This is a genomic window from uncultured Succiniclasticum sp., assembly GCF_902793885.1.
Classification (GTDB): domain Bacteria; phylum Bacillota; class Negativicutes; order Acidaminococcales; family Acidaminococcaceae; genus Succiniclasticum.
Genome location: NZ_CADBFF010000001.1, coordinates 14,884 through 35,120 on the forward strand (window position 1 = coordinate 14,884; position 20,237 = coordinate 35,120).

Consider the following 20,237-nt stretch of genomic DNA (forward strand, 5'->3'; position numbering starts at 1 on the left):
TTTCCAAAGATTTTGTCAATAGGCCCTTATCATGAGTGCACCTTGAAAACTTGGAATTTACTTTGATTTTCTTTTTGTATATACAAAAAAGGACTTGGAATTAACTTTGATAAACTTGGAATTTACTTGGAACGGTAGAATTATTAGTTTGAAAAACAAATCGGAAGAGTTGAAACGGCGAAAACTTGCGAAATTTCCTGTTGACAGCGAAAATTAAAGTTTTACAATAGCCATGTTTTCCTGTTGCAGTCAGCTGTCGGAATGGGATCGCTGTCATGGTTCCGCCATGATAAGTCCCCGGTTACGGCGGCTATGGCTGAAAATTTACAAGTACGAGAGAAGGGATCTGAATGATCATGGAGGAGAACAGCAAACAAAACATAGAAGGATTATCGAAGGGACAGCGATGCAAGCTGATACGGGAACAGGCAGGCCTTAACCAAAGTGAATTTGGTTTTGTGGTTGGCGCTTCAAAGAATGCAGTTTCCGACTGGGAAACGGAGAAGTTCGAGCCTAGTGAGGCCCACTGGAAAATCATTCAAGCAGTGCCGGAGTTACAAAAAAGATCTGACGAAGGTTTGCAGCTGGCCTTTCTGAAGATTCTGCCCTTGTGTCCGGCCTGCCGGAAAATCGTGGAAGATTACATTCAGGGCTTGTTCAACATACTGCGCAAAAAACTGACACGCAACAATAAATAATGGAAAAGGACTAAAACTGAATAATACATAGCGGAACAGCGTCTTGTCAACAATTTTGGCAGGACGCTGTTCGTTTTGCAAAAAAAATTAAAAATTTATCCTCATATTTTGGACCCTTGCCGGAGTATATAAGTGGGGGCCAAAATAAACCATTCGGCTTCTACAGCCCCGGGTGCTGTCCCGTGAGGGTCCCGGGCTGAAACCGAAATTTGAGATTGGCCACTAAGGCGCGGAGGCTGTCCCGGAAGGGTCCCAGTCGACGAGGGAAGCCACGCAAAGCGAAGCGTGCGCGGCGTACCGAGGAGTGGGAGGCGGGACAGTCCCGCGCACTATAAAACGGAAGGAGGTGTTATTCATGCTCAATTCAAACCCTGCAACGGAAGAAATGATCCGCGACATGGCCCGGGAAGCGCGCAGTGGCATTCGCCGCATCTTTCTCCACTGGACCGGCGGTCACTACGGTCATAATGAAGATGCTTACCATATTTGTATTGACCGGGACGGCACGGTGTACCTGAACTGCAAAAGCTTTTTAAGCTTTAAGGCACACACCTGGATGCACAACACCGGCGCCATCGGCATCGCCCTGCTGTGCGGCTGTGACGCCCACTGCTGGGCCCCGGCCGGGAAAGATGCCAGCCTGCTGGACGTGGCCTATGAAAACGACCACCTGGCCCGGACGGACTGCGCCGTCATCGATTACGGAGAAGAACCGCCTACCCGGAAGCAGATTGAGGCGATGGCTAAAATCGTGGCGCTGCTTTGCCGGGAGCTGTGCCTGCCCCTTGCGGAAGACACGGTGATGACCCACTGCGAAATCGCTTTTGTGGACGGCTACGGCCCCGGCGACGGCGACCCGGACATGCGCTGGGACCTGTGGTTTCTGCCGGAACCCGACACCCTGGGCGGCGCGCTGTACCCCGGCGGCCTGCTGTTGCGGGCCAAGGCGCAGTATTATCTGGATACTGCGGAAGAAGCCTAATTATTTGTTGTATGCAGTGATTTAGTGCGCCGGGTGTGTCCCGGAAAGGCCCCGATCGTTGAGGGAAGTCACGCTGCACGGAGTAAAGTGCGGCGTACCGGGTCGTGGGAGGGGACATCACCGGCGCAAAGGAAAAAGAAAGGACGTGATTACATGGCAGCAGTCATGAATGTAGTAAAACGCAGCCTGAGCGTATCCATTTCCCGTGGTCAGGATGCAGACGGGAACCCGGTAAGCAAGAGCTACACCTATTCCAACGTGAAACCGGACGCCGAACCGGACAAGTTGCTGGCTACCGGCAAAGCCCTGGGCGGTCTCTTCGACAACGAGATTACCGGCTTGACCGTCATTGAGCGGGCGACGTTGAGTGAAGAGTGATTGTTGAGGTTTGGTAATTCGCCGGGGCTTATCCCGGAAGGATCCCAGTCGATGAGGGAAGCCACGCTGTACAGAGTAAAGTGCGGCACACCGAATCGTGGGAGGCGGGACAACCCCGGCGCAGCAACAAGAGTAAAAGGAGGAGTCATACTATGAAAAGCGATACGGATCTGGATTTAGTGTTTAAAAATGCAATTGGCAAGAAAGTGACCCTGAACATTGAGGAACCGAAGAAAGGCGTGACCAAGGCGGAAATCGATGCCGCCATGCAGACGGTAGTGGAAAACAATGTGTTCAATTCTACCGGCGGCGACCTGGTGGAAGCCGTGGAAGGCTGTCTTCGCACCGTCACCCGGGACGTGGTGGCTGAGTAACCTTCGGCCTGCAATAGAATAGGAGGCTGCGGATGGACGTTTCCGAAGTATTTGGTTTTATTAAGGATTTCGGTTTCCCTATGGTGCTGAGCTGGTTTTTATTGGTGCGTATGGAAAACAAGCTGGCAGGCCTGACGGAAGTCATCGGGGAGCTGAGCTGCAACATCGCCGCCCTGCGGGGCGAAGCGCCGAAAAAGTGAAGGCGGGTACGTTGCGAGGCTGAACCGGGAAGACAGGTGTAAGTTGCACGTGTCAACAAAACGGCGAAGCTTCGCAACAAGAGTGGTAAAAGGAGACGCCGGTTTTTTGCCGGCGTCTTACCTATAATAAAATCAACAAAATTACCTATTATTTTAAATGTTTTTTTAACTTTGCATAATCCGTGAAGCCTTAGGGGCTGCAGTTAAACATATTAAAATAAAAAAGTTGTACGCAATGTGCCGTACAAATAGGGGAGGATTAAACATGACGAACAAAATGTTGAAGGAACTGATGGACCTGCCGTTAACGGATTTTGGCAACGCCCTGCGGTTACAGGCGATTTTCGGAAAACGGTGGGTGTACCTGCCCCGGTTCAAAAGCTGGATGTATCGGGACCAGTACAACTGGAAGGGAAAACGCACCCGGGATCTCTGCTACGCCGTTACGGCAGCCTTCCGTCATCTGGCCCAGGATATTGACCGGTTGCCCATGCCGAAAGCGGAGTGGGAACGGGAAGAAAGAACGGATACCATTTTCTGGCTGATGCTTTCGCAGCGGCCTACCCATATAAAAAATGCGGTAAAGATGTACCGGGATATGCAGTTGGCGGAGGAAGCTGTGAGGGACGAAGTGCTGAGGGGGAATTAGATTGCGTTAAATCTGTATGGATAGTGTTAATTGAATACTGCTTATCATATTTTCAAAGCCCGGCTGATGGATGCCGGGCTTTTTGTAATTTGTCCGTATTCTTCTTTTATTATGTTTTTTAATTTGCTATAATATTTAGTAATATAGTACGTTACATTGCCATTGAAGCAAGCGGTGTTGTTTTTTGCCGGTAAGGCGGGAAACTAAGTATTGTAAAGGAGAACAATTGTGAGAACAAAACATGTTATGCAAAAAACCGACAAAATTTACGTAGCGGGGCATAATGGCCTGGTGGGCTCTGCCATTGTTCGTAAGTTAAAAAAGGAAGGATTTACCAATATTGTGACGCGAAGCCATAAAGAACTGGACCTTACCGATCAGGCTATGGTACAAGAATTTTTTGAACAGGAAAAGCCGGATTTTGTCTTTATGGCGGCTGCCAAAGTGGGCGGCATCCAGGCGAACCGGGAAGCGCTGGACCAGTTTATGTATATTAATACCATGATAGAGTTTAATACGATTATGGCAGCGTTTCATACCGGCGTTAAAAAGTTTTGTTTCCTTGGCAGCGGCTGCATTTATCCCCGCGACTGCCCCCAGCCGATTAAAGAGGAATATCTGCTGACTTCACCGTTGGAAATTACCAATGAAGGATATGCCCTTGCCAAGATTTCCGGGCTGAAGCTTTGCGAGTATCTGAATACCCATCATCCGGAAAAAGCGGATTTTATTTCGGTGATGCCCTGTAATCTTTACGGGCCCGGGGATAATTATCATCCGGAACACTCCCATGTGATTCCGGCCCTGCTTCGCAAATTCCATGACGCGAAGGAAACGGGAAGCGGACAGGTTGTTATGTGGGGGACCGGTTCGGCCATGCGTGAATTTCTTCACATCGATGATATTGCGGACGCCTGCTTCTTTTTAATGCAGCATTATTCCGGGGATCCGGGGAAAGAATCGGATACGCCGGGGCTTTCATGGATCAATATCGGCTGCGGTTCTGATTTGACGATGAAACAGCTTGGCGCGAAAATTGCGGAGATTGTGGGCTTTAAGGGAAAAATCGTCTATGATCATATTCATCCCGACGGAACCCCCCGGAAGTTGCTTGATTCAAGTCGGCTTTTTGCACTGGGCTGGAAACCTATCATCAGCTTTGAAGAAGGGCTGCGGCAAACCTATGAGGATTATAAGATCAATAAAGATAACTATCGTAAATAGGTGAGAGACGGCGATGAAGACGGTGATTATGGCAGGAGGCCGGGGAACGCGTATTTCTTCGGTGGCTTCTGATATTCCGAAACCGATGATAAAAATTGGCGGGAAGCCTGTGCTGGAACGGGAGATTGAATGCCTTCAGCGACAGGGGTTCACAGATATTATTATTACGGTTTCCCATCTTGCGGAACATATTATTCGGTACTTTGGGGACGGTGCAGCGTTCGGTGTAACTATTTCCTATTTTATAGAGGAGACGCCCCTGGGAAATGCCGGCTCCCTGTTCCGGCTCCGGGATCAGCTAACGGAAGATTTTCTTCTGTTGAATGCAGATGCGGTGTTTGATGTTGATTTCCATCGGTTTGTTGCGTACCATAAGGCGAAAGGCGGGCTGGCGACGCTGTTTGTGCATGCGAACAGTCATCCCTATGACAGTGGGCTGCTGATTGCGGATGAAACCGGAAGGGTTACCCAGTGGCTTGCCAAAGAAGATGAACGGCCCCGGTGGTACAGTAACTGTGTGAATGCCGGGCTGCATATTATCAATCCGGTGGTGCTGGATATGAGTGGGATCGATGCCGGCTTGATCAGTTCCCAAGTGGATGGAAGCGGCAGGATTTTTAAGGTTGACCTGGACCGGCAGATTTTAAAACCCCTCTGCCGTACCGGCCGCTTGTTTTGCTATGACAGTCCCGAATATGTGAAAGACATGGGCACGCCTGACAGATTTAAAAACGTTTGCGAAGACTATGAGAAGGGCAGGATCACTTCGAGAAACCTGTTGAACAGGCAAAAGGCGGTGTTTCTTGACCGGGACGGAACCATTAACCGGTATGTGGGTTTTCTTCGCAATATAGACGATTTTGAACTGTTGCCCGGTGTGGCGGAGGCGATTCGGCAAATCAATGAGAGAGGATATCTGGCTGTGGTTGCAACAAATCAGCCTGTGATTGCCAGAGGAGAAGTCACGGTAGACCAGCTTCGCGAGATCCATAATAAGATGGAGACGCTGTTAGGGAACGAGGGCGCGTATCTGGACGCGATTTATTTCTGTCCGCACCATCCGGATAAGGGCTTTCCCAACGAAGTTGCCGAGCTGAAAAGAGAATGTGGCTGCCGCAAGCCGAAACCGGGCATGCTGCTGACGGCGGCGAAAGATTTGAATATTGATTTGCAGCAGTCCTGGATGGTGGGCGACGGGAAGAACGACATAGAAGCCGGAAAGGCTGCCGGCTGCCGCACCGCTTTGATTGGTGAGGAAGCCTTCGGGCAGGATGTGACCGTCCGGTCCTTGCAGGATTTTCTGCAGTATTTGCCGTAAAAATTAATTTTATTTGGAGGAACCGGAGTCATGATCATTACCAAGACCCCTTTCCGCATGTCCTTTTTTGGCGGTGGCACGGATATGGCGGATTTTTTTGATGAATACGGGGGTGCTGTTTTATCTTCCACGTTTGATAAATATTGTTATGTGACGGTGCGTCATTTGCCGCGGTTTTTTGAATATAAAAGCCAGGTGACGTATTCCCGTATCGAAAGGGTGGAACGGACGGATGAGATAGAACACCCGATGGTACGCGAGGCGATGAAGTTTCTTGATATGCATGAACTGGTTATTACCTATGACGCGGATCTGCCTGCGAGAACCGGTCTGGGGACCAGCAGCTCCTTTGCGGTAGGACTGCTGAACGCGTTTTATGCGCTAAAGGGCAAATATGTCAGTAAAAAGAGGCTGGCGGATGAAGCCATTTATCTGGAACGTGTTCTTTGCAAAGAAGCCGGCGGACTGCAGGATCAGATCGCAGCGGCATTTGGCGGTTTGAACCGGATCAGTTTTACTAAAGACGGATATCGGGTAGATCCTGTTATCATCTCGCCTGCAAGAAAGCAGGAGCTGAATCAAAGACTGCTGTTGTTTTTTACGGGCTTTTCCCGTTTTTCGGCGGATATTCAGAATGATACCTGCAGCCATATACGGGATAAGGCGAAACAATTACAGGAGATGAAGCAGCTTGTAGACGAAGCGGAAAAGATTCTGGTGGATAAAACCAAAAGCCTGGATGAATTTGGCAGACTGCTGGACTATACATGGCAGTTAAAAAAACAAACGGGCCGGAAGATCAGCACGGATGAGATTGATGATATATACAGGAAGGCCGTTTGCGCTGGCGCCCTGGGGGGGAAGCTTCTGGGAGCCGGTGGCGGGGGCTTTTTGCTGTTTTATGTTCCGGAAGACAGGACGGAAGCGGTAAAACGGGAACTGGCGGATTTGATTTATGTTCCGTTTGAGTTTGAAAACAGCGGTACAACGATTATTTATTATTCGCCGGAAGAATATCTGCCTGTTCGTGACAGGAAAGGGGTGTAAAGAATGAAAGCATTGATTACGGGTATTACAGGAATGGTAGGGTCCCACCTGGCGGATTTTTTACTGGCAAATACGGATTGGGATGTTTATGGGGTCTGCCGGTGGCGCAGTCCTCTGGATAATGTTGCGCATCTTTTGGACAGGGCGAACCGGAAGGACCGGTTATTTTTTGAATATGCGGATCTGAACGATGAGTTGTCCCTGATCCATCTGGTCAATACAGTTAAGCCGGATTATGTGTTTCATCTGGCCGCCCAGAGTTATCCGCTTACATCCTTTACTGCGCCCATCGATACGCTGAATACAAACATCCTCGGTACATGCCGGTTGCTGGAAGCGTTCCGGCTGGCCATGGAACAGGATAAAGGGTATAAGCCGGTGATCCATGTATGCGCGTCTTCTGAAGTTTTTGGAAAAATTCCGGCGGCAAAGAAGCCGGAAACCGGCATTCATGAGGAGTGCCCGTTCCATCCGGCAAGCCCGTACGCGATCAGTAAGGTAGGGACGGATTTGCTGGGGCGCTATTATGCGGAGGCATTTGGTATGACGGTTATAACCACCCGCATGTTCACACATACGGGTCCGCGCCGGGGCGATGTGTTTCATGAGTCGACGTTCGCCAAGCAGATTGCCATGATTGAAGCCGGCATCATTGAACCGGTGGTTAAGGTAGGTAATTTAAAGTCGCTGCGTACCTATGCGGATGTGCGGGACGCAGTGCGTGCCTATTATATGCTGGTAACCGTGGATCCGGTTCCGGGCGAATATTACAATATCGGGGGTTCTTACACCTGTGAGGTGGGAGATACGCTGAATACGCTAATCTCCTTCAGTTCAAAGAAAGACGTCATTCAGATTGTGACGGATCCGGAAAGACTGCGTCCGATCGATGCGGATCTGCAGGTGCCGGACTGCAGAAAGTTTAAAGAGCATACGGGCTGGGAACCCGAAATTTCTTTTGATACCACCATGCATGATCTGCTGAATTACTGGAGGGACAGAGTGGGGAAAGGAGAGGTTTTCCTTACCAGATGACAGGGAAAACGTATTGTATTTAATTGTATAAAACAAATTATTTAATATAGGAGAAAAAATGAATTTGATTGAGTTTTTAGCGCCTGATTTTGTGTTTGAAAATGAGGCCGGCTGTCTGAAACAACTGGTGCATGACGGTTGGAAACAGGTTAATGTTATTACTTCTGTAAGGGGATCCGTACGTGGCGGGCATTATCATAAATTTAACAGAGAGGCGTTCTACGTTGTCTCCGGCGCGTTTAAATTAGTGGTATGGCAAACGAAGGATCTGAAGGAAGAGTATTCTATCCAACAGGGAGATTTTTTTTGCATTAACAGGAATGTCTTTCATTCATTTGAATATACGGAAGATACTGTGCTTGTTTCCATGTATAGCCGTGGCGTTGAGTTGGACGAAAGCCATAAAGATATCTGGCTGCAATGAGATAAGGGCGAATATGCGAGTGTGGCTTGGGATATATGTTCAGCCACAGTTCAAACGGCATGAAAACGAAAAATCTGGGACACCATTCAGTTGGTGTTTCTATCGGGTTTAAGAAAAATGTGGTTAAAAATTTGTAGAAAAAAATTGCTTATGACAAAGACTATTTATAATATGATATAATAAAAAAATAATCGAATGCGATTTTTGTATGTTAATTACTATACTTTATATTTTTAATGAATCTAAAGGCAAAACAGATGAGAGAGAAACTTTTACTGGTAGGGGCCGGCGGCTTTGGCAGGGTTGTGTTGGAACATGCACAACAGATTTTCGACTGTGCGTTTGTGGATGACGGCTATGAGCCGGGTGCTATCATCAATGGCGCGGAAGTGGTTGGTAAAGTCGGAGATATTGCCAGACTTTTTGGTGAATATCAAAAACTGGTTGTGGTGATCGGAAACAACACGCTGCGGGAAAAGGTTTACAAAGAGGCTGCGGCGATTGGATATGACTTTCCGAATATCATTGTCAGCTCTGCCTATATCAGTCCCTATGCGACGATTGGCACGGGTTGCATTATTTTGAACAATGCGGTGGTGCAGAGCAATGCCAAAGTGGGTAATGGCGTCATCTTAAATGCCGGTGTGGAGGTTCACCTGGACAGCGTGGTGGACGATTATGTTTTGATTTATACGAATTCGGTAGTGCGTACCCATGCTCATGTGGGCAGGAGAGCCCATATTGGAAGTACGCTGACCATTGGCAATCATGTGACGGTGCCGGAGGATGGCATGGTTGAAAATGGGTGTAGTTTGTCTGTATAATTTGATTCAACAAGTATTGCGGAGGGCTTCAGTATGTCGGCATTTAACGGTGCAACTTTATTAATCACAGGAGGTACGGGAAGCTTCGGGAACACAGTTTTGAAGCATTTTCTTGTATCCGATATTGAACAGATTCGCATTTTTTCCCGGGATGAGAAGAAACAGGATGATATGCGGCATGTATTGCAATCCAAGTATCCGGAGCATGCTAAGAAAGTTAAATTTTATGTTGGTGATGTACGGGATCCCCGTTCGGTGGCGGATGCCATGCCCGGGGTGGATTATATTTTCCATGCAGCGGCCCTGAAGCAGGTGCCCAGCTGCGAGTTTTTTCCCATGCAGGCGGTAAAGACCAATGTGGAAGGCACGGATAACGTACTCCATGCGGCCATTGATGCCGGGGTAAAACGGGTGGTGTGCCTGAGTACGGATAAGGCGGCGTATCCCATTAATGCTATGGGCATTTCCAAGGCCATGATGGAGCATGTCATCTATGCTAATGCCCGTGTAGCTGCGGAACGGGGCGGCACGGTGATCTGCTGTACCCGCTACGGCAATGTCATGTGCAGCCGCGGTTCGGTGATTCCGCTGTTCATTGACCAGATTCATGCCGGCCATCCCATTACCATTACCAATCCGGAGATGACCCGTTTTCTGATGAACCTGGATGAGGCGGTAGAGTTGGTGCGTTTTGCCTTTATGAACGCCGATCCGGGGGATCTGTTTATTCAAAAGGCGGATGCGTCCACCATTGGGGATTTGGCCCTGGCGGTGCAGCAGCTCTTTGGTGATACGGGTACGACCATTATCGGTACGCGCCACGGGGAAAAACTGTATGAGACCCTGATGACCCGAGAGGAGCGTCTCCGTTCAGAGGATATGGGCAAGTATTTCCGCGTTGCCGCTGATAACCGGGACCTGAATTATGACAAGTATTTTGTGCAGGGCAAGGTAGAGACCCAGGCGGATGAGAGTTACACCAGTCATAATACCAAACGACTGGATGTGGAAGGGGTCGTGAAGAAGATTCTGACCACGGATTATGTGAAGGAAGAGCTGGAAGGGATAAGGCATAATTAACTGGGATGAAAGAGAGGCTGCTTTCGTGAATATTCTGGTGACCGGTTCTGCCGGGTTTGTGGGCAGGAACTTAGTGGAAAATTTGAAGAACATCCGGGACGGGAAGAACCGTACCAGGCCGAACATTAAGATTGATAAGATTTATGAGTACGACAGAGAGAATACATTGGAAGAACTGGATGCGTTCTGTGCTGACTGTGATTTCGTGTTCAATCTGGCAGGGGTGAACCGTCCCCAGGATCCGAAAGAGTTCAAGGAAGGTAACTTTGGCTTTGCTTCCACCTTGCTGGATACGCTGAAAAAGCATAAAAATACCTGTCCCGTGATGTTGTCCAGTTCCCTGCAGGCTACCTTGGCGGGCAGGTTTGGCACGTCGGAGTATGGGCTCAGCAAGAAGGCCGGCGAGGAGTTATTCTTTGGTTACGCAAAGGAAACCGGCGCCACTGTGTATGTGTACCGTTTCCCTAATCTGGTGGGCAAATGGGTGCGGCCCAATTACAATTCGGCTGTGGGTACCTTCTGCAATAACATTGCCAACGATTTGCCTATTACGGTGAACGACCCGGCGGTGGAGCTGGAGATGTTGTTCATTGATGATTTGATCGAGGAAATGTATGACGCATTGGAAGGGAAACCGCATCGGTGTGAGTATCCGAAAACAGAGGAAACGGTTGCCTGCGTTATGCACGATGGTTTGTGCCATGGAATAAATGATGGCAAGGATGGTGAAAAGGCACAGGAATGTGTTTTCGATGGCCTGACGCCTTTGTGGTGTGAAAACGGCCGGTACTGCGGCGCCCCTGTGACCCACAAGGCTACCTTGGGGCGGATTGTGGAGCTGTTGCACACCTTCCATGACCAGCCAAAGAATTTGGTTATGCCTGCCATTCCGGAGGGCAGCTTTGAAAAGAAACTGTACAGCATGTACCTTTCCTATCTGCCGAAGGAAAAGGTTGCTTTTGATTTGCGCATGAATGCGGACGCCCGGGGTAGCTTCACGGAGCTGCTGAAGACGGTGGATCATGGACAGTTCAGTGTAAATATTTCCAAACCGGGAATCACCAAGGGCCAGCACTGGCATAACAGCAAGTGGGAGTTCTTCATTGTGGTCAGCGGTCACGGTCTGATTCAGGAACGGAAGATTGGTACGGACGAAGTCATTGAGTTTGAAGTGAGCGGTGACAGGATTCAGGCTGTCCATATGCTGCCGGGCTATACACATAATATTATTAATTTATCGAATACAGAAAAACTGGTTACTGTAATGTGGGCCAATGAAATGTTTGACCCGAATCATCCGGATACCTTTGGGGAACCGGTGGTGAAGTAAATATTGTAAATTATGATTTCCGTGATTATAATGATTGTAATCACGGAAATGTTATATAAGGGTAGTGCGGTATTGCTGTTAGAAGAAATCATGTTTTCAATAAGTGTTTTTGCAAGCATGAATTAACGGAAGTTTTACAACAAGCAAGGTTTGCGTTGTGCTTTTTCGGCAACAACAGATTAAAGATTTAAAAGAGAGGTAACATTTTATGGGAAACGCTTCATGGAAAGAGAATGGGAAACTGAAATTATTAATTATTGTTGGCACCCGTCCGGAAATTATCCGTCTGGCAGCGGTGATTAAAAAGTGCCGTAACTATTTTGATACCATTTTGGCCCATACGGGGCAGAACTATGATTATACGCTGAATGGTGTGTTCTTCCATGATTTGGAACTGGACGACCCGGAAGTATACATGGACGCCGTGGGCGCTGACTTAGGCGAGACCATGGGCAATATTATTGCCAAAAGCTATCAGCTGATGGTGAAGCTGCAGCCGGACGCGGTATTGGTGCTGGGTGATACTAACAGTTGCCTGTCTGTCATCGGGGCGAAGCGCCTTCATATTCCTATTTTCCATATGGAAGCGGGCAACCGCTGCAAGGATGAGTGCCTGCCGGAAGAAACCAACCGCCGCATTGTGGATATCATTTCTGATGTGAACCTGGCTTATTCCGAACATGCCCGCCGTTACCTGGCAGACTGCGGCCTGCCCAAAGAACGTACCTACGTGACCGGTTCCCCCATGGCGGAAGTGCTGCACATGAATCTGGAGAAGATTCTGGCGTCCGATGTGCATGCCAGGCTTGGACTGGAGAAGGGAAGATACATTCTGCTGTCCGCTCACCGGGAAGAGAATATTGATACGGAGAAGAATTTCTTAAGCCTGTTTACTGCGATTAACAAGATGGCGGAAAAATATGATATGCCCATTTTGTACAGCTGTCACCCTCGCAGCCGCAAACGACTGGAACAGATGAAAGCGGATGGTAAGTTTGTACTGGACAGAAGGGTGATCCAGCACGAACCTCTGGGCTTCCATGACTATAATTGCCTGCAGATGAATGCTTTCTGCGTGGTAAGCGACAGCGGAACCCTGCCCGAGGAGAGTTCGTTCTTTACGTCCATCGGCCATCCCATTCCGGCCGTTTGCATCCGTACCAGTACGGAGCGCCCGGAAGCCCTGGACAAAGGCTGCTTCATTTTGAGCGGTATTGATACTAAAGGCCTGTTGCAGGCGGTGGATACTGCTGTGGAAATGGTGAAGAACGGCGATAACGGTATCCCGGTGCCGGACTATGTGGATGAAAACGTAAGTGACAAGGTTGTTAAAATTATCCAGAGCTACGTGGGTGTGGTAAATAAGATGGTGTGGAGAAAGTTTTAGGTGTTTATAGGCTGTAATCTGACAGGGAGAAATGGATAATATTTTGATTTTTCTGAAAGGATAATTTTTATGTACAATTATTTGATCGTTGGTTCCGGCCTCGGAAAAGGTAATCTATACCGGTCCTATTGATGCGTACTTCCATTATAAACTGGGGTATCTGGAATACCGTTCGGTGCGTTTTGAAACGGAACTGCTGGATATACCCAATTATCAGGGGAATGCGGCGGTGAACTATACGGACCGGGAGACGCCCTGGACCCGGATCATCGAGCACAAGTGGTTTGAGTTTGGCAAGGACGAGGCAGGGAACGATCTGCCCAGGACAGTGATCAGCCGGGAGTACAGTTCCGAGTGGAAGCCCGGGGATGAACCCTACTACCCGGTGAACGACGAAAGAAACAGTACGTTGTATGCCTCCTACAAGGCGCTGGCGGACAAGGAAGACAAGGTAATCTTCGGCGGCCGCTTGGGCGAGTACAAGTACTATGACATGGACCAGGTGATTGCAGCGGCGTTGGAGAGAGCGGAAGGGTTGTTATAAAAAAGTATAAGTGATTCTAAACAACGTGATTCACGAAAATGAAAAAGCCCGGTTTCGATTTTTCGGACTCGGGCTTTATGACATTATTCATAAAACATGTAGAAACGCTTACTGTTGTTTGGTTTCTTGAAGAGATTATTAAAGATTCCTTGTCCGTATTTTGAGTTATGTAAGTTTGGGAAAAGATTCAGAGATACCTGGTCAAAATAAATTAGAATTGTTGTTCTTTGTGTCTAAAGAGTTATTATTAAATCAGGATATGGTAATTTTCTCATGGTTATATGAAATTGAAAAGGCAGTATGTTATTGTGTGCTTACTGTCAACCAGACTGCAGAAAGCAGTTCTTGCCTCGCATTCATCTGCACAGTTCAGTTCATCCAGAAGATCCTTGTAAAACCCTATTGCTATTTTTGGTACTATCATTTACAATGATAGTACATGTATGGCATGAGGCATTTGGCCGTATGTATATCATTTTAGTTGTCGTTTTTTGAAACGGAGCCGAATTGAATTTCTCAGAAAATTTGGGAGAAAGGAAATATCCAATTACCATTTCTGATAATTGGATTATACGAGATACTATCATATTTGTGAATACATGATTATAGTGGCTGTTGTAAAAAGGTGGTTGAAATGGTTATTGTAAGCTTTGTTAATATGAAAGGCGGCGTTGGCAAGACAACCTTAGTGGTAAATATAGCAGACTTTTTGGTAAAAAGACATTCCAAAAAAGTCTTAATTATTGATGTGGATCCACAGTTTAATGCGACACAATGTCTTCTTAATGGTGATGAATATATACGTTATGTGGATAATTGCAATATAACTATAATTGACGTGTTTAACTATACAAAAGCTGCAATGGTTTCTGTTACACGTGGTGTAAAGTCAATTCCCCCCTTAACTTATGATAGTATCAAACCACTGGAAACAGAACGTGGTTTTGATTTAATACCTGGAAGGTTGGATTTATTTAGATTTGAAATGGCGCCAGGTCAAGGAACAGAGCATAAGCTAAAAAACTACCTTAATTATTTAAAAGAAAATAGCGAATATGACATTTGCATTATTGATTGCCCACCAACGCCGTCTGTTTGGATGACAAGCGCTATAATAGCTTCGGATTATTATCTGATACCTACTAAGCCCGAACCTATAAGCATGATTGGACTGGATTTATTGGATGGAATAATCAAGGAAAGAAAAGAAAATTATGGCTGTTCTTGTAAATGTGCAGGCTTAGTATTAACGATGGTGGAACGTAGAACCAGAGTATATAAAAAGGCGACAGATTATCTTTCAAGGTCTGAAAAATGGAGTCCCTATTTATATAAGCCGATATTATTAAAACGCGCTAGTGTTGCAACAGGACAATTGAACGGAAAGTTTATTATGGATATTGATGATTCCCATCTAAAATTACAATTTTCAGGTATAGTTCAAGAGTTTTTGAAAAGAGTGGAGGTGAGTTAATCTTGTCCTTGTTTATTGAAAATAAGAAAAAAATGGATGATAAGGCTGAAACAGAGCAACTATTTAACTTTTTTGAAGAATTGTGTTGGTTGTTAGATTCAAATAATAATTTAAATTTTAAAATTGCTTCAAATGTATTAAAAAAATATCGTAATGAAATTGTGCATGGCACGAATACATCTGGTTATAAATTAAATAATGTTACTTATAATTTGATTGGCATTTTACCATCATTATTGAAGGATGTGGAATTATTTCAAAATAACTTTCAGTTAGTTCAATTTGCTGATGAGGTTTTATTGTTACATATTTCAAGATGGGAAAAAAGGTCAAGAAATGAAATAATAGGTCTGATAATCTGTGAAGTTGAAGAAGAAAACAAAAAGAGAATGGATACTTTAACTAAATGGGTTGCATGTATAATTCAAAATAAAAAACGAGTTAAAGTTATGCAGCGAGATGCAGAACAAGAAGGACACTTATTTTCATGGAACGATACCTTGCAGAGATTATTTGGTGAAAATGATGAGTAGGCGTATTACATCAGATTTTGATAGTTTTGTTAATTTTATTGTTAATTATCAATTAAATATCAATAAAGAGCAGAGTGATAGTTTTAAATCCATGCACAAAAAGTTATATGCATTTTTAATATTTTTGGCGGAATTAAAGATACAAAGATATAGTGAACAAAGCTTATTATATTTAAAAGAAGTAGGTTCAGATTTAATGATTGCGCTTTTTTGTATGATACAAGGTTTATATAAGACTAGTAAAATACAGCTCAGATGTAGTATTGAAAATTTTTTAAAGGCATTAGTTTTGATCAAAACTAATGATGTCACTGAAGAAAAAAACGTTTATAGAATTTTTGATATAGCAAAGGCGGATAAGCATTTTGTTGGAAAAGTGCAGCAGAAGTCTTTCACAGTGATACAAAAAAACTATAAAACGTTATGCAGAACAGTACATGGGGATATAACAACGTTTGATTCAATAAGTGCTTTGGCCTTATTGCCCAAATATAATGAAAAATCATTGAGAGAATGTGTAAAGCTATACAATGAAGTAACAGAAAAGTTTTTAGAAATTTTATTTGTAAATTACTATGAAAATGTCGATAAAATGCATCCGGAGAATAAAAAGGATTTTTTGGATTGTCTGTCTAAAACGACCAAAATGGAAGTAAATAATACATTATTCAGTGAATAAACAATTTTTTTATCATTTCTTAGGCATCTTTAAGAAGTCGATAAGAGATTTAAAAGAAGAGATTTATTATTGATTTTGAATAGTATTATTTGAAAAATTGGATTCTGATGACCGGCTGACTACCGGTCTTTTTTTACGCGTAAAGGCAATATGTTATTTTGCACTTACATAAATTTGACTTTAGTCAAGTTTTCTGCTAATATTTTTGTGAAAGGAGATATTATATTTATGGACCAGATAATTCATAAAATGCAGGATATGACTCACTTAATTTGGACGCAGGAGCGCGAGTCTTCTGGTACTGCTGGGTCATTTTTAAAATCATATGAGAAAAGAGCGGACGGAAAAATTTATTACAAACTTTCGAATTATAATTCTGTTGATGGTATTACGGGCCATGAATGTATCAATGAAATTATTGTAGATAGACTGTTGACACTTTTGCATATTGAACATTTATCATATCAACTTATTCATGCAATGATTACTATTGATAATAAACAGATGGAAACCTGGTTATGTGCATCAAAGGATTTTAAAAAGCCAGGAGAGGATAAAATTGCGTTTGATGTTTATTACGAAGCAGAGAAAACGTTTGGAGAAACTCCATTAGATTTTTGCATTCGTGCTCATTGGCAAAAAAACATCTATGAAATGTTTTTGGTTGATTTCCTGATTTTAAATCGGGACAGGCACGGAGGTAATATAGAAATCCTCCGTAACAAGAAGAATCAAACAATGCGTTTGGCACCGTTGTTTGATCATGGTTTATCTTTCTTTTGCCGTAATGAAAATGATGTGACACTAGATAAGATTGATATCATGGAGGATAAACGAATACAATGTTTCATGGGTAAAAGTTCAGCGTGGGAGAATTTGAGCTTGATACCAGTAGGGCAGGAACCGGAAGTTGAACCGCTGAAGAAAGAAGATATACCTTCTATTACAGCAGGTTTGGAAGGAATCATTAGTGAAAAGCGTATTAGATTAACACAGGAAATGATATGGAAGAGGTGGGAAAAATATGAGAGTTTTTGCAATCAAAGAAAAAGGTATAGGTGAAAAATCTTTATTAGGTTATTTACTCTATTACGAAAAAGCAAAAGCGTTTTATATTGAATTGCCAGACAATGCGAATGTTTGGAACACACCTCTTATTATATCTTCTTTTGTAAAACGTGGAGAATATAGTTTAAATAGTTATTGGAGCAAACGTTGGATACAACAACGTATCATTCCCTCTGAAAGACAGAATATTGGGCAGATTTTAAAGCACCATAAACTTTCATCGTATGATGAGTTTTCTTTGCTGTGGTTCTCAAAAGGACGGTGTGAACAAGATTCTTACTATTTAACTGAAGTTAAAAAAGAAGCCTTTCCTTCGTTTTTAAGCAAAAGGTGGAAAACAAAAGTAGTGGATGTTGTTCCTCTTTCTAATAAAAAACTGTTGACGATTTTTAGAAATGAAACAGTTAAAATTATAGATATGAAAAAAATAATAAATAAATACATGTTATGCATGCCGTATATTAACCGCGAAGAACTTTTTAATCAGGTTGAATTACAACCGGATGGTTATGGTATTCAATGGAATCCGCAAGCTACAATTATGTATTATGAACTATATAAGATGGGAAAGACATTGCCTTTGACAAAAGATGATTTAAGAATTTTGCTGGAAAAACGTTTGATTACTACTGCGCAAACTTGTAAATTATTAAATTGTACAAAACAAAATATTGATTATTTGGTGGCGAATAAAAAATTGAACCCTATACAAGTTGATTCAAAACACAAATTGTTTTTAAAAAATGAGGTTTTGCAGAGAAAGACAACCTGATTTTAGTAGTATAATTATTCTGGAGAGGAAAATTTAATAATTAATTTATTAAGTATGTATCCTAATAATTAAACAGCACGGATGTGAAGTGTCTGTAAAATCGTAAGTAAAAAGATAAACACCTGAGCACATCATGCTTTATCTTAATACAAGGAGTATGCGTTATTATGTATGTTGAAAAATTACATTATATAAATGTTGGCCCTATTAAGAAACTTGATATTAGTTTTATGCAAAACGGGGAAACGATTCCCAAACCCGTAGTAATTGTAGGGAAGAATGGAAGCGGAAAATCAATATTGCTATCTCATATTATTGATGCTTGTTATGAAATTGCAGACGTGGCGTTTTCAAACGCAATGAAAAAAACAGAAGGAATAAGAAATCAGTATTTTAAAGAAATTGCACCATATCAGATTAGCATTGGACAAAATGCTATGTTTGCACATATAAAATTTAAACAGGATAGTAGTGCGTTTGAATATATGTATAAGTGTGGTAATTCTTCTAAAGAGGATTACCTTAAAATGTATGATAATCATATTTCGGAATTTTTTAATTGGGGAATACAAGATAATTATAAAAGAGTTAACACGAGTAAGAATGATGCTTTGAAAGCTTTTGGGCAGGACGTGGTTTGTTATTTTGGACCGGACAGGTATATGCAACCATGTTGGATGGGCAGTCAGTATTTTCATGGCCGTGAGGTTAATGAATCGGCTTTTATCGAAAAGACTTACTCTGATAAAATGAAAAATCCGATTACCGTAGAGAATGAAATCAATTCTACAATTCAGTGGCTAATCAGTGTCATTTTTGATGCGCGTGTAGATATTGATCTTAAGAATAGAGGCTTTAAGTTATTTTTCCCGACAGAGTCTTGCAATAGTTTAGTTTCATCAGTTAGTGTTAAAAAGAATGTTGAAAGAATTATGTCTGAGATTTTAGGGGATGAAATTAAGTTTAATCTATTAGATCGTTCTTTTAAAAATGTGAGATTCAATATTGTCAATACTAATACAAACAAAGCAGTAGTACGTTCGTTAGATTGGTTATCAACAGGCCAACTTGCACTATTTCATATTTTTGCAACTATTATTAAATACGCAGATAACTTGAATAGTAATGAGAGTTTTGCTCTTGATCAGATTAAGGGGTTAGTTATAATAGATGAAGCGGAATTACATTTGCATGTACATTTGCAGAGAGAAGTACTGCCTAAACTTATAAAATTGTTTCCTAAAATTCAATTCATTATAAGTACGCATTCACCATTATTATTGCTTGGTATGCAGGAAGAATTTGGGGAAGATGGCTTTAATATTTATGATATTCCTTCGGGTTTAAGTATTAATCCGGAACAATTTACTGAATTTGAAAGCGCATATGAATATTTTAAAGAAACCGCTAAGTTTCAAGAAGAAATCAAAAATGAGATTAACAAAAGAAATGAAAGACCGCTGATTATCACTGAGGGCTCAAGTGACTGGCGTCATATGAAAGCTGCATTCCAGGCATTGTGTGCCGACCCGCGTTGTTCTGATTGGTTGAGCAAATTGGAGTTTGATTTTTTGGAATATGATTCTAAGAAGAACCCAAATCCTGATTCAGTGGTATTAAATATGGGCGATAGAGAGTTGGTTAACATGTGTAAGCAATTTAGCAAAATAGAGCAATCAAGGAAGCTCATATTTATTGCTGATAATGATAATCGGACAATCACCAAGGATCTTATTCAAAATGAAACTTACAGAAATTGGAAAAATAATGTTTATTCGTTACTCCTGCCTGTCCCTGAATTTCGTAAAAAGACCCCGGCAATTTGTATAGAGCATTATTACCGGGATGATGAGATAAAGAAGGAAGTCATGTTTCCTAATAATATTAAAAGACGTTTATACATGGGGAATGATTTTGACGAACTTGGCTTTTGTGAAAAAAATGGTCTGGTTTGCTTTAAAAAGAATGTGTGCGGTGATGGTAAAATTAATATCATTGATGGTAACGAAGAAGGAGGAGTTGTTAATTATCAATTAGGGGTGAATTCACCTAATTATGCATTGACTAAAGTGCAGTTTGCAAAAAGAATATTAAATAAGGAGTTTCCTTTTGAAAACATGGATTTTTCAGCGTTTATTGAATTGTTTAAGGTTATTCGTGATATTTTGCAAGATTAAGATGAGCCGTTAATTTATTTCTAAATAAGTGCTTTCTTAT

21 protein-coding genes and 1 pseudogene are annotated in these 20,237 nt (G+C 43.2%); all 22 read left to right on the forward strand.

The window, feature by feature from the left end; all coding sequences use genetic code 11:
• The first annotated feature begins 350 nt into the window (after positions 1-350).
• The 22 genes and pseudogenes from QZV31_RS00090 to QZV31_RS00195 all read left to right on the forward strand — a co-directional run bounded on the left by QZV31_RS00090 (position 351) and on the right by QZV31_RS00195 (position 20,197).
• On the forward strand, positions 351-698 hold the full coding sequence (locus QZV31_RS00090; RefSeq protein WP_093728997.1) for a helix-turn-helix domain-containing protein: 348 nt from the start codon (positions 351-353) through the stop codon (positions 696-698).
• Positions 699-1,053: 355 nt separating this feature from the next.
• On the forward strand, positions 1,054-1,680 hold the full coding sequence (locus tag QZV31_RS00095) for an N-acetylmuramoyl-L-alanine amidase (protein ID WP_295356460.1): 627 nt from the start codon (positions 1,054-1,056) through the stop codon (positions 1,678-1,680).
• A 153-nt stretch (positions 1,681-1,833) separates the two neighbouring features.
• Entirely contained in the window at positions 1,834-2,058 is a 225-nt protein-coding gene (locus tag QZV31_RS00100; RefSeq protein WP_295356462.1) for a DUF1659 domain-containing protein, read from the forward strand.
• Positions 2,059-2,210: 152 nt separating this feature from the next.
• Positions 2,211-2,432 carry a DUF2922 domain-containing protein gene (locus QZV31_RS00105; protein ID WP_093729000.1) on the forward strand — a complete coding sequence of 74 codons (222 nt, stop codon included), beginning with the start codon at positions 2,211-2,213 and terminating at the stop codon, positions 2,430-2,432.
• 32 nt (positions 2,433-2,464) lie between these two features.
• Positions 2,465-2,632 carry a YvrJ family protein gene (locus QZV31_RS00110; RefSeq protein ID WP_295356464.1) on the forward strand — a complete coding sequence of 56 codons (168 nt, stop codon included), beginning with the start codon at positions 2,465-2,467 and terminating at the stop codon, positions 2,630-2,632.
• Between the two features lie 265 nt (positions 2,633-2,897).
• Positions 2,898-3,281 carry a hypothetical protein gene (locus tag QZV31_RS00115; RefSeq protein WP_295356466.1) on the forward strand — a complete coding sequence of 128 codons (384 nt, stop codon included), beginning with the start codon at positions 2,898-2,900 and terminating at the stop codon, positions 3,279-3,281.
• 246 nt (positions 3,282-3,527) lie between these two features.
• Positions 3,528-4,505: a GDP-L-fucose synthase gene (locus QZV31_RS00120; RefSeq protein WP_366508664.1), complete on the forward strand. Its 978-nt coding sequence runs from the start codon at positions 3,528-3,530 to the stop codon at positions 4,503-4,505.
• Positions 4,506-4,518: 13 nt separating this feature from the next.
• Positions 4,519-5,823 (forward strand): D-glycero-beta-D-manno-heptose 1,7-bisphosphate 7-phosphatase, encoded by a 1,305-nt coding sequence (gene gmhB / locus QZV31_RS00125; protein WP_295356470.1) that lies wholly within the window; start codon positions 4,519-4,521, stop codon positions 5,821-5,823.
• Between the two features lie 30 nt (positions 5,824-5,853).
• Positions 5,854-6,870, forward strand: a complete 1,017-nt coding sequence (locus tag QZV31_RS00130; protein ID WP_295356472.1) for a hypothetical protein — start codon at positions 5,854-5,856, stop codon at positions 6,868-6,870.
• Between the two features lie 3 nt (positions 6,871-6,873).
• Positions 6,874-7,905 carry a GDP-mannose 4,6-dehydratase gene (locus tag QZV31_RS00135; protein ID WP_295356473.1) on the forward strand — a complete coding sequence of 344 codons (1,032 nt, stop codon included), beginning with the start codon at positions 6,874-6,876 and terminating at the stop codon, positions 7,903-7,905.
• A gap of 58 nt (positions 7,906-7,963) precedes the next feature.
• A complete protein-coding gene (locus QZV31_RS00140) occupies positions 7,964-8,329 on the forward strand; it encodes a cupin domain-containing protein (RefSeq protein ID WP_295356474.1) in 366 nt (121 codons plus the stop codon).
• Positions 8,330-8,586: 257 nt separating this feature from the next.
• Entirely contained in the window at positions 8,587-9,153 is a 567-nt protein-coding gene (locus QZV31_RS00145) for a hypothetical protein (protein ID WP_295356475.1), read from the forward strand.
• A 33-nt stretch (positions 9,154-9,186) separates the two neighbouring features.
• Positions 9,187-10,233, forward strand: coding sequence for a polysaccharide biosynthesis protein (locus tag QZV31_RS00150; RefSeq protein WP_295356476.1), 1,047 nt, complete (start codon positions 9,187-9,189; stop codon positions 10,231-10,233).
• Positions 10,234-10,258: 25 nt separating this feature from the next.
• Entirely contained in the window at positions 10,259-11,563 is a 1,305-nt protein-coding gene (locus QZV31_RS00155) for an NAD-dependent epimerase/dehydratase family protein (protein WP_295356478.1), read from the forward strand.
• 208 nt (positions 11,564-11,771) lie between these two features.
• Entirely contained in the window at positions 11,772-12,950 is a 1,179-nt protein-coding gene (gene wecB / locus QZV31_RS00160; protein ID WP_295356481.1) for a UDP-N-acetylglucosamine 2-epimerase (non-hydrolyzing), read from the forward strand.
• A 100-nt stretch (positions 12,951-13,050) separates the two neighbouring features.
• Positions 13,051-13,494 (forward strand): annotated as a pseudogene (locus tag QZV31_RS00165) (UDP-galactopyranose mutase); the annotation flags it as partial.
• Positions 13,495-14,128: 634 nt separating this feature from the next.
• A complete protein-coding gene (locus tag QZV31_RS00170) occupies positions 14,129-14,968 on the forward strand; it encodes a ParA family protein (RefSeq protein ID WP_295356485.1) in 840 nt (279 codons plus the stop codon).
• 2 nt (positions 14,969-14,970) lie between these two features.
• Complete coding sequence (locus QZV31_RS00175; protein WP_295356488.1) at positions 14,971-15,501, forward strand: hypothetical protein; 531 nt, start codon at positions 14,971-14,973, stop codon at positions 15,499-15,501.
• Complete coding sequence (locus QZV31_RS00180; protein ID WP_295356491.1) at positions 15,485-16,180, forward strand: hypothetical protein; 696 nt, start codon at positions 15,485-15,487, stop codon at positions 16,178-16,180. The genes QZV31_RS00175 and QZV31_RS00180 overlap by 17 nt, the downstream gene beginning before the upstream one ends.
• 228 nt (positions 16,181-16,408) lie before the next feature.
• On the forward strand, positions 16,409-17,242 hold the full coding sequence (locus tag QZV31_RS00185; RefSeq protein ID WP_295356493.1) for a hypothetical protein: 834 nt from the start codon (positions 16,409-16,411) through the stop codon (positions 17,240-17,242).
• A complete protein-coding gene (locus QZV31_RS00190) occupies positions 17,205-18,020 on the forward strand; it encodes a DUF2442 domain-containing protein (protein WP_295356495.1) in 816 nt (271 codons plus the stop codon). Before QZV31_RS00185 ends, QZV31_RS00190 begins: the two co-directional genes overlap by 38 nt.
• Positions 18,021-18,187: 167 nt before the next feature.
• The gene (locus QZV31_RS00195) at positions 18,188-20,197 is read left to right on the forward strand and encodes an AAA family ATPase (RefSeq protein WP_295356498.1); all 2,010 of its coding nucleotides are present in this window, start codon (positions 18,188-18,190) and stop codon (positions 20,195-20,197) included.
• The last annotated feature ends 40 nt before the right edge of the window (positions 20,198-20,237 follow it).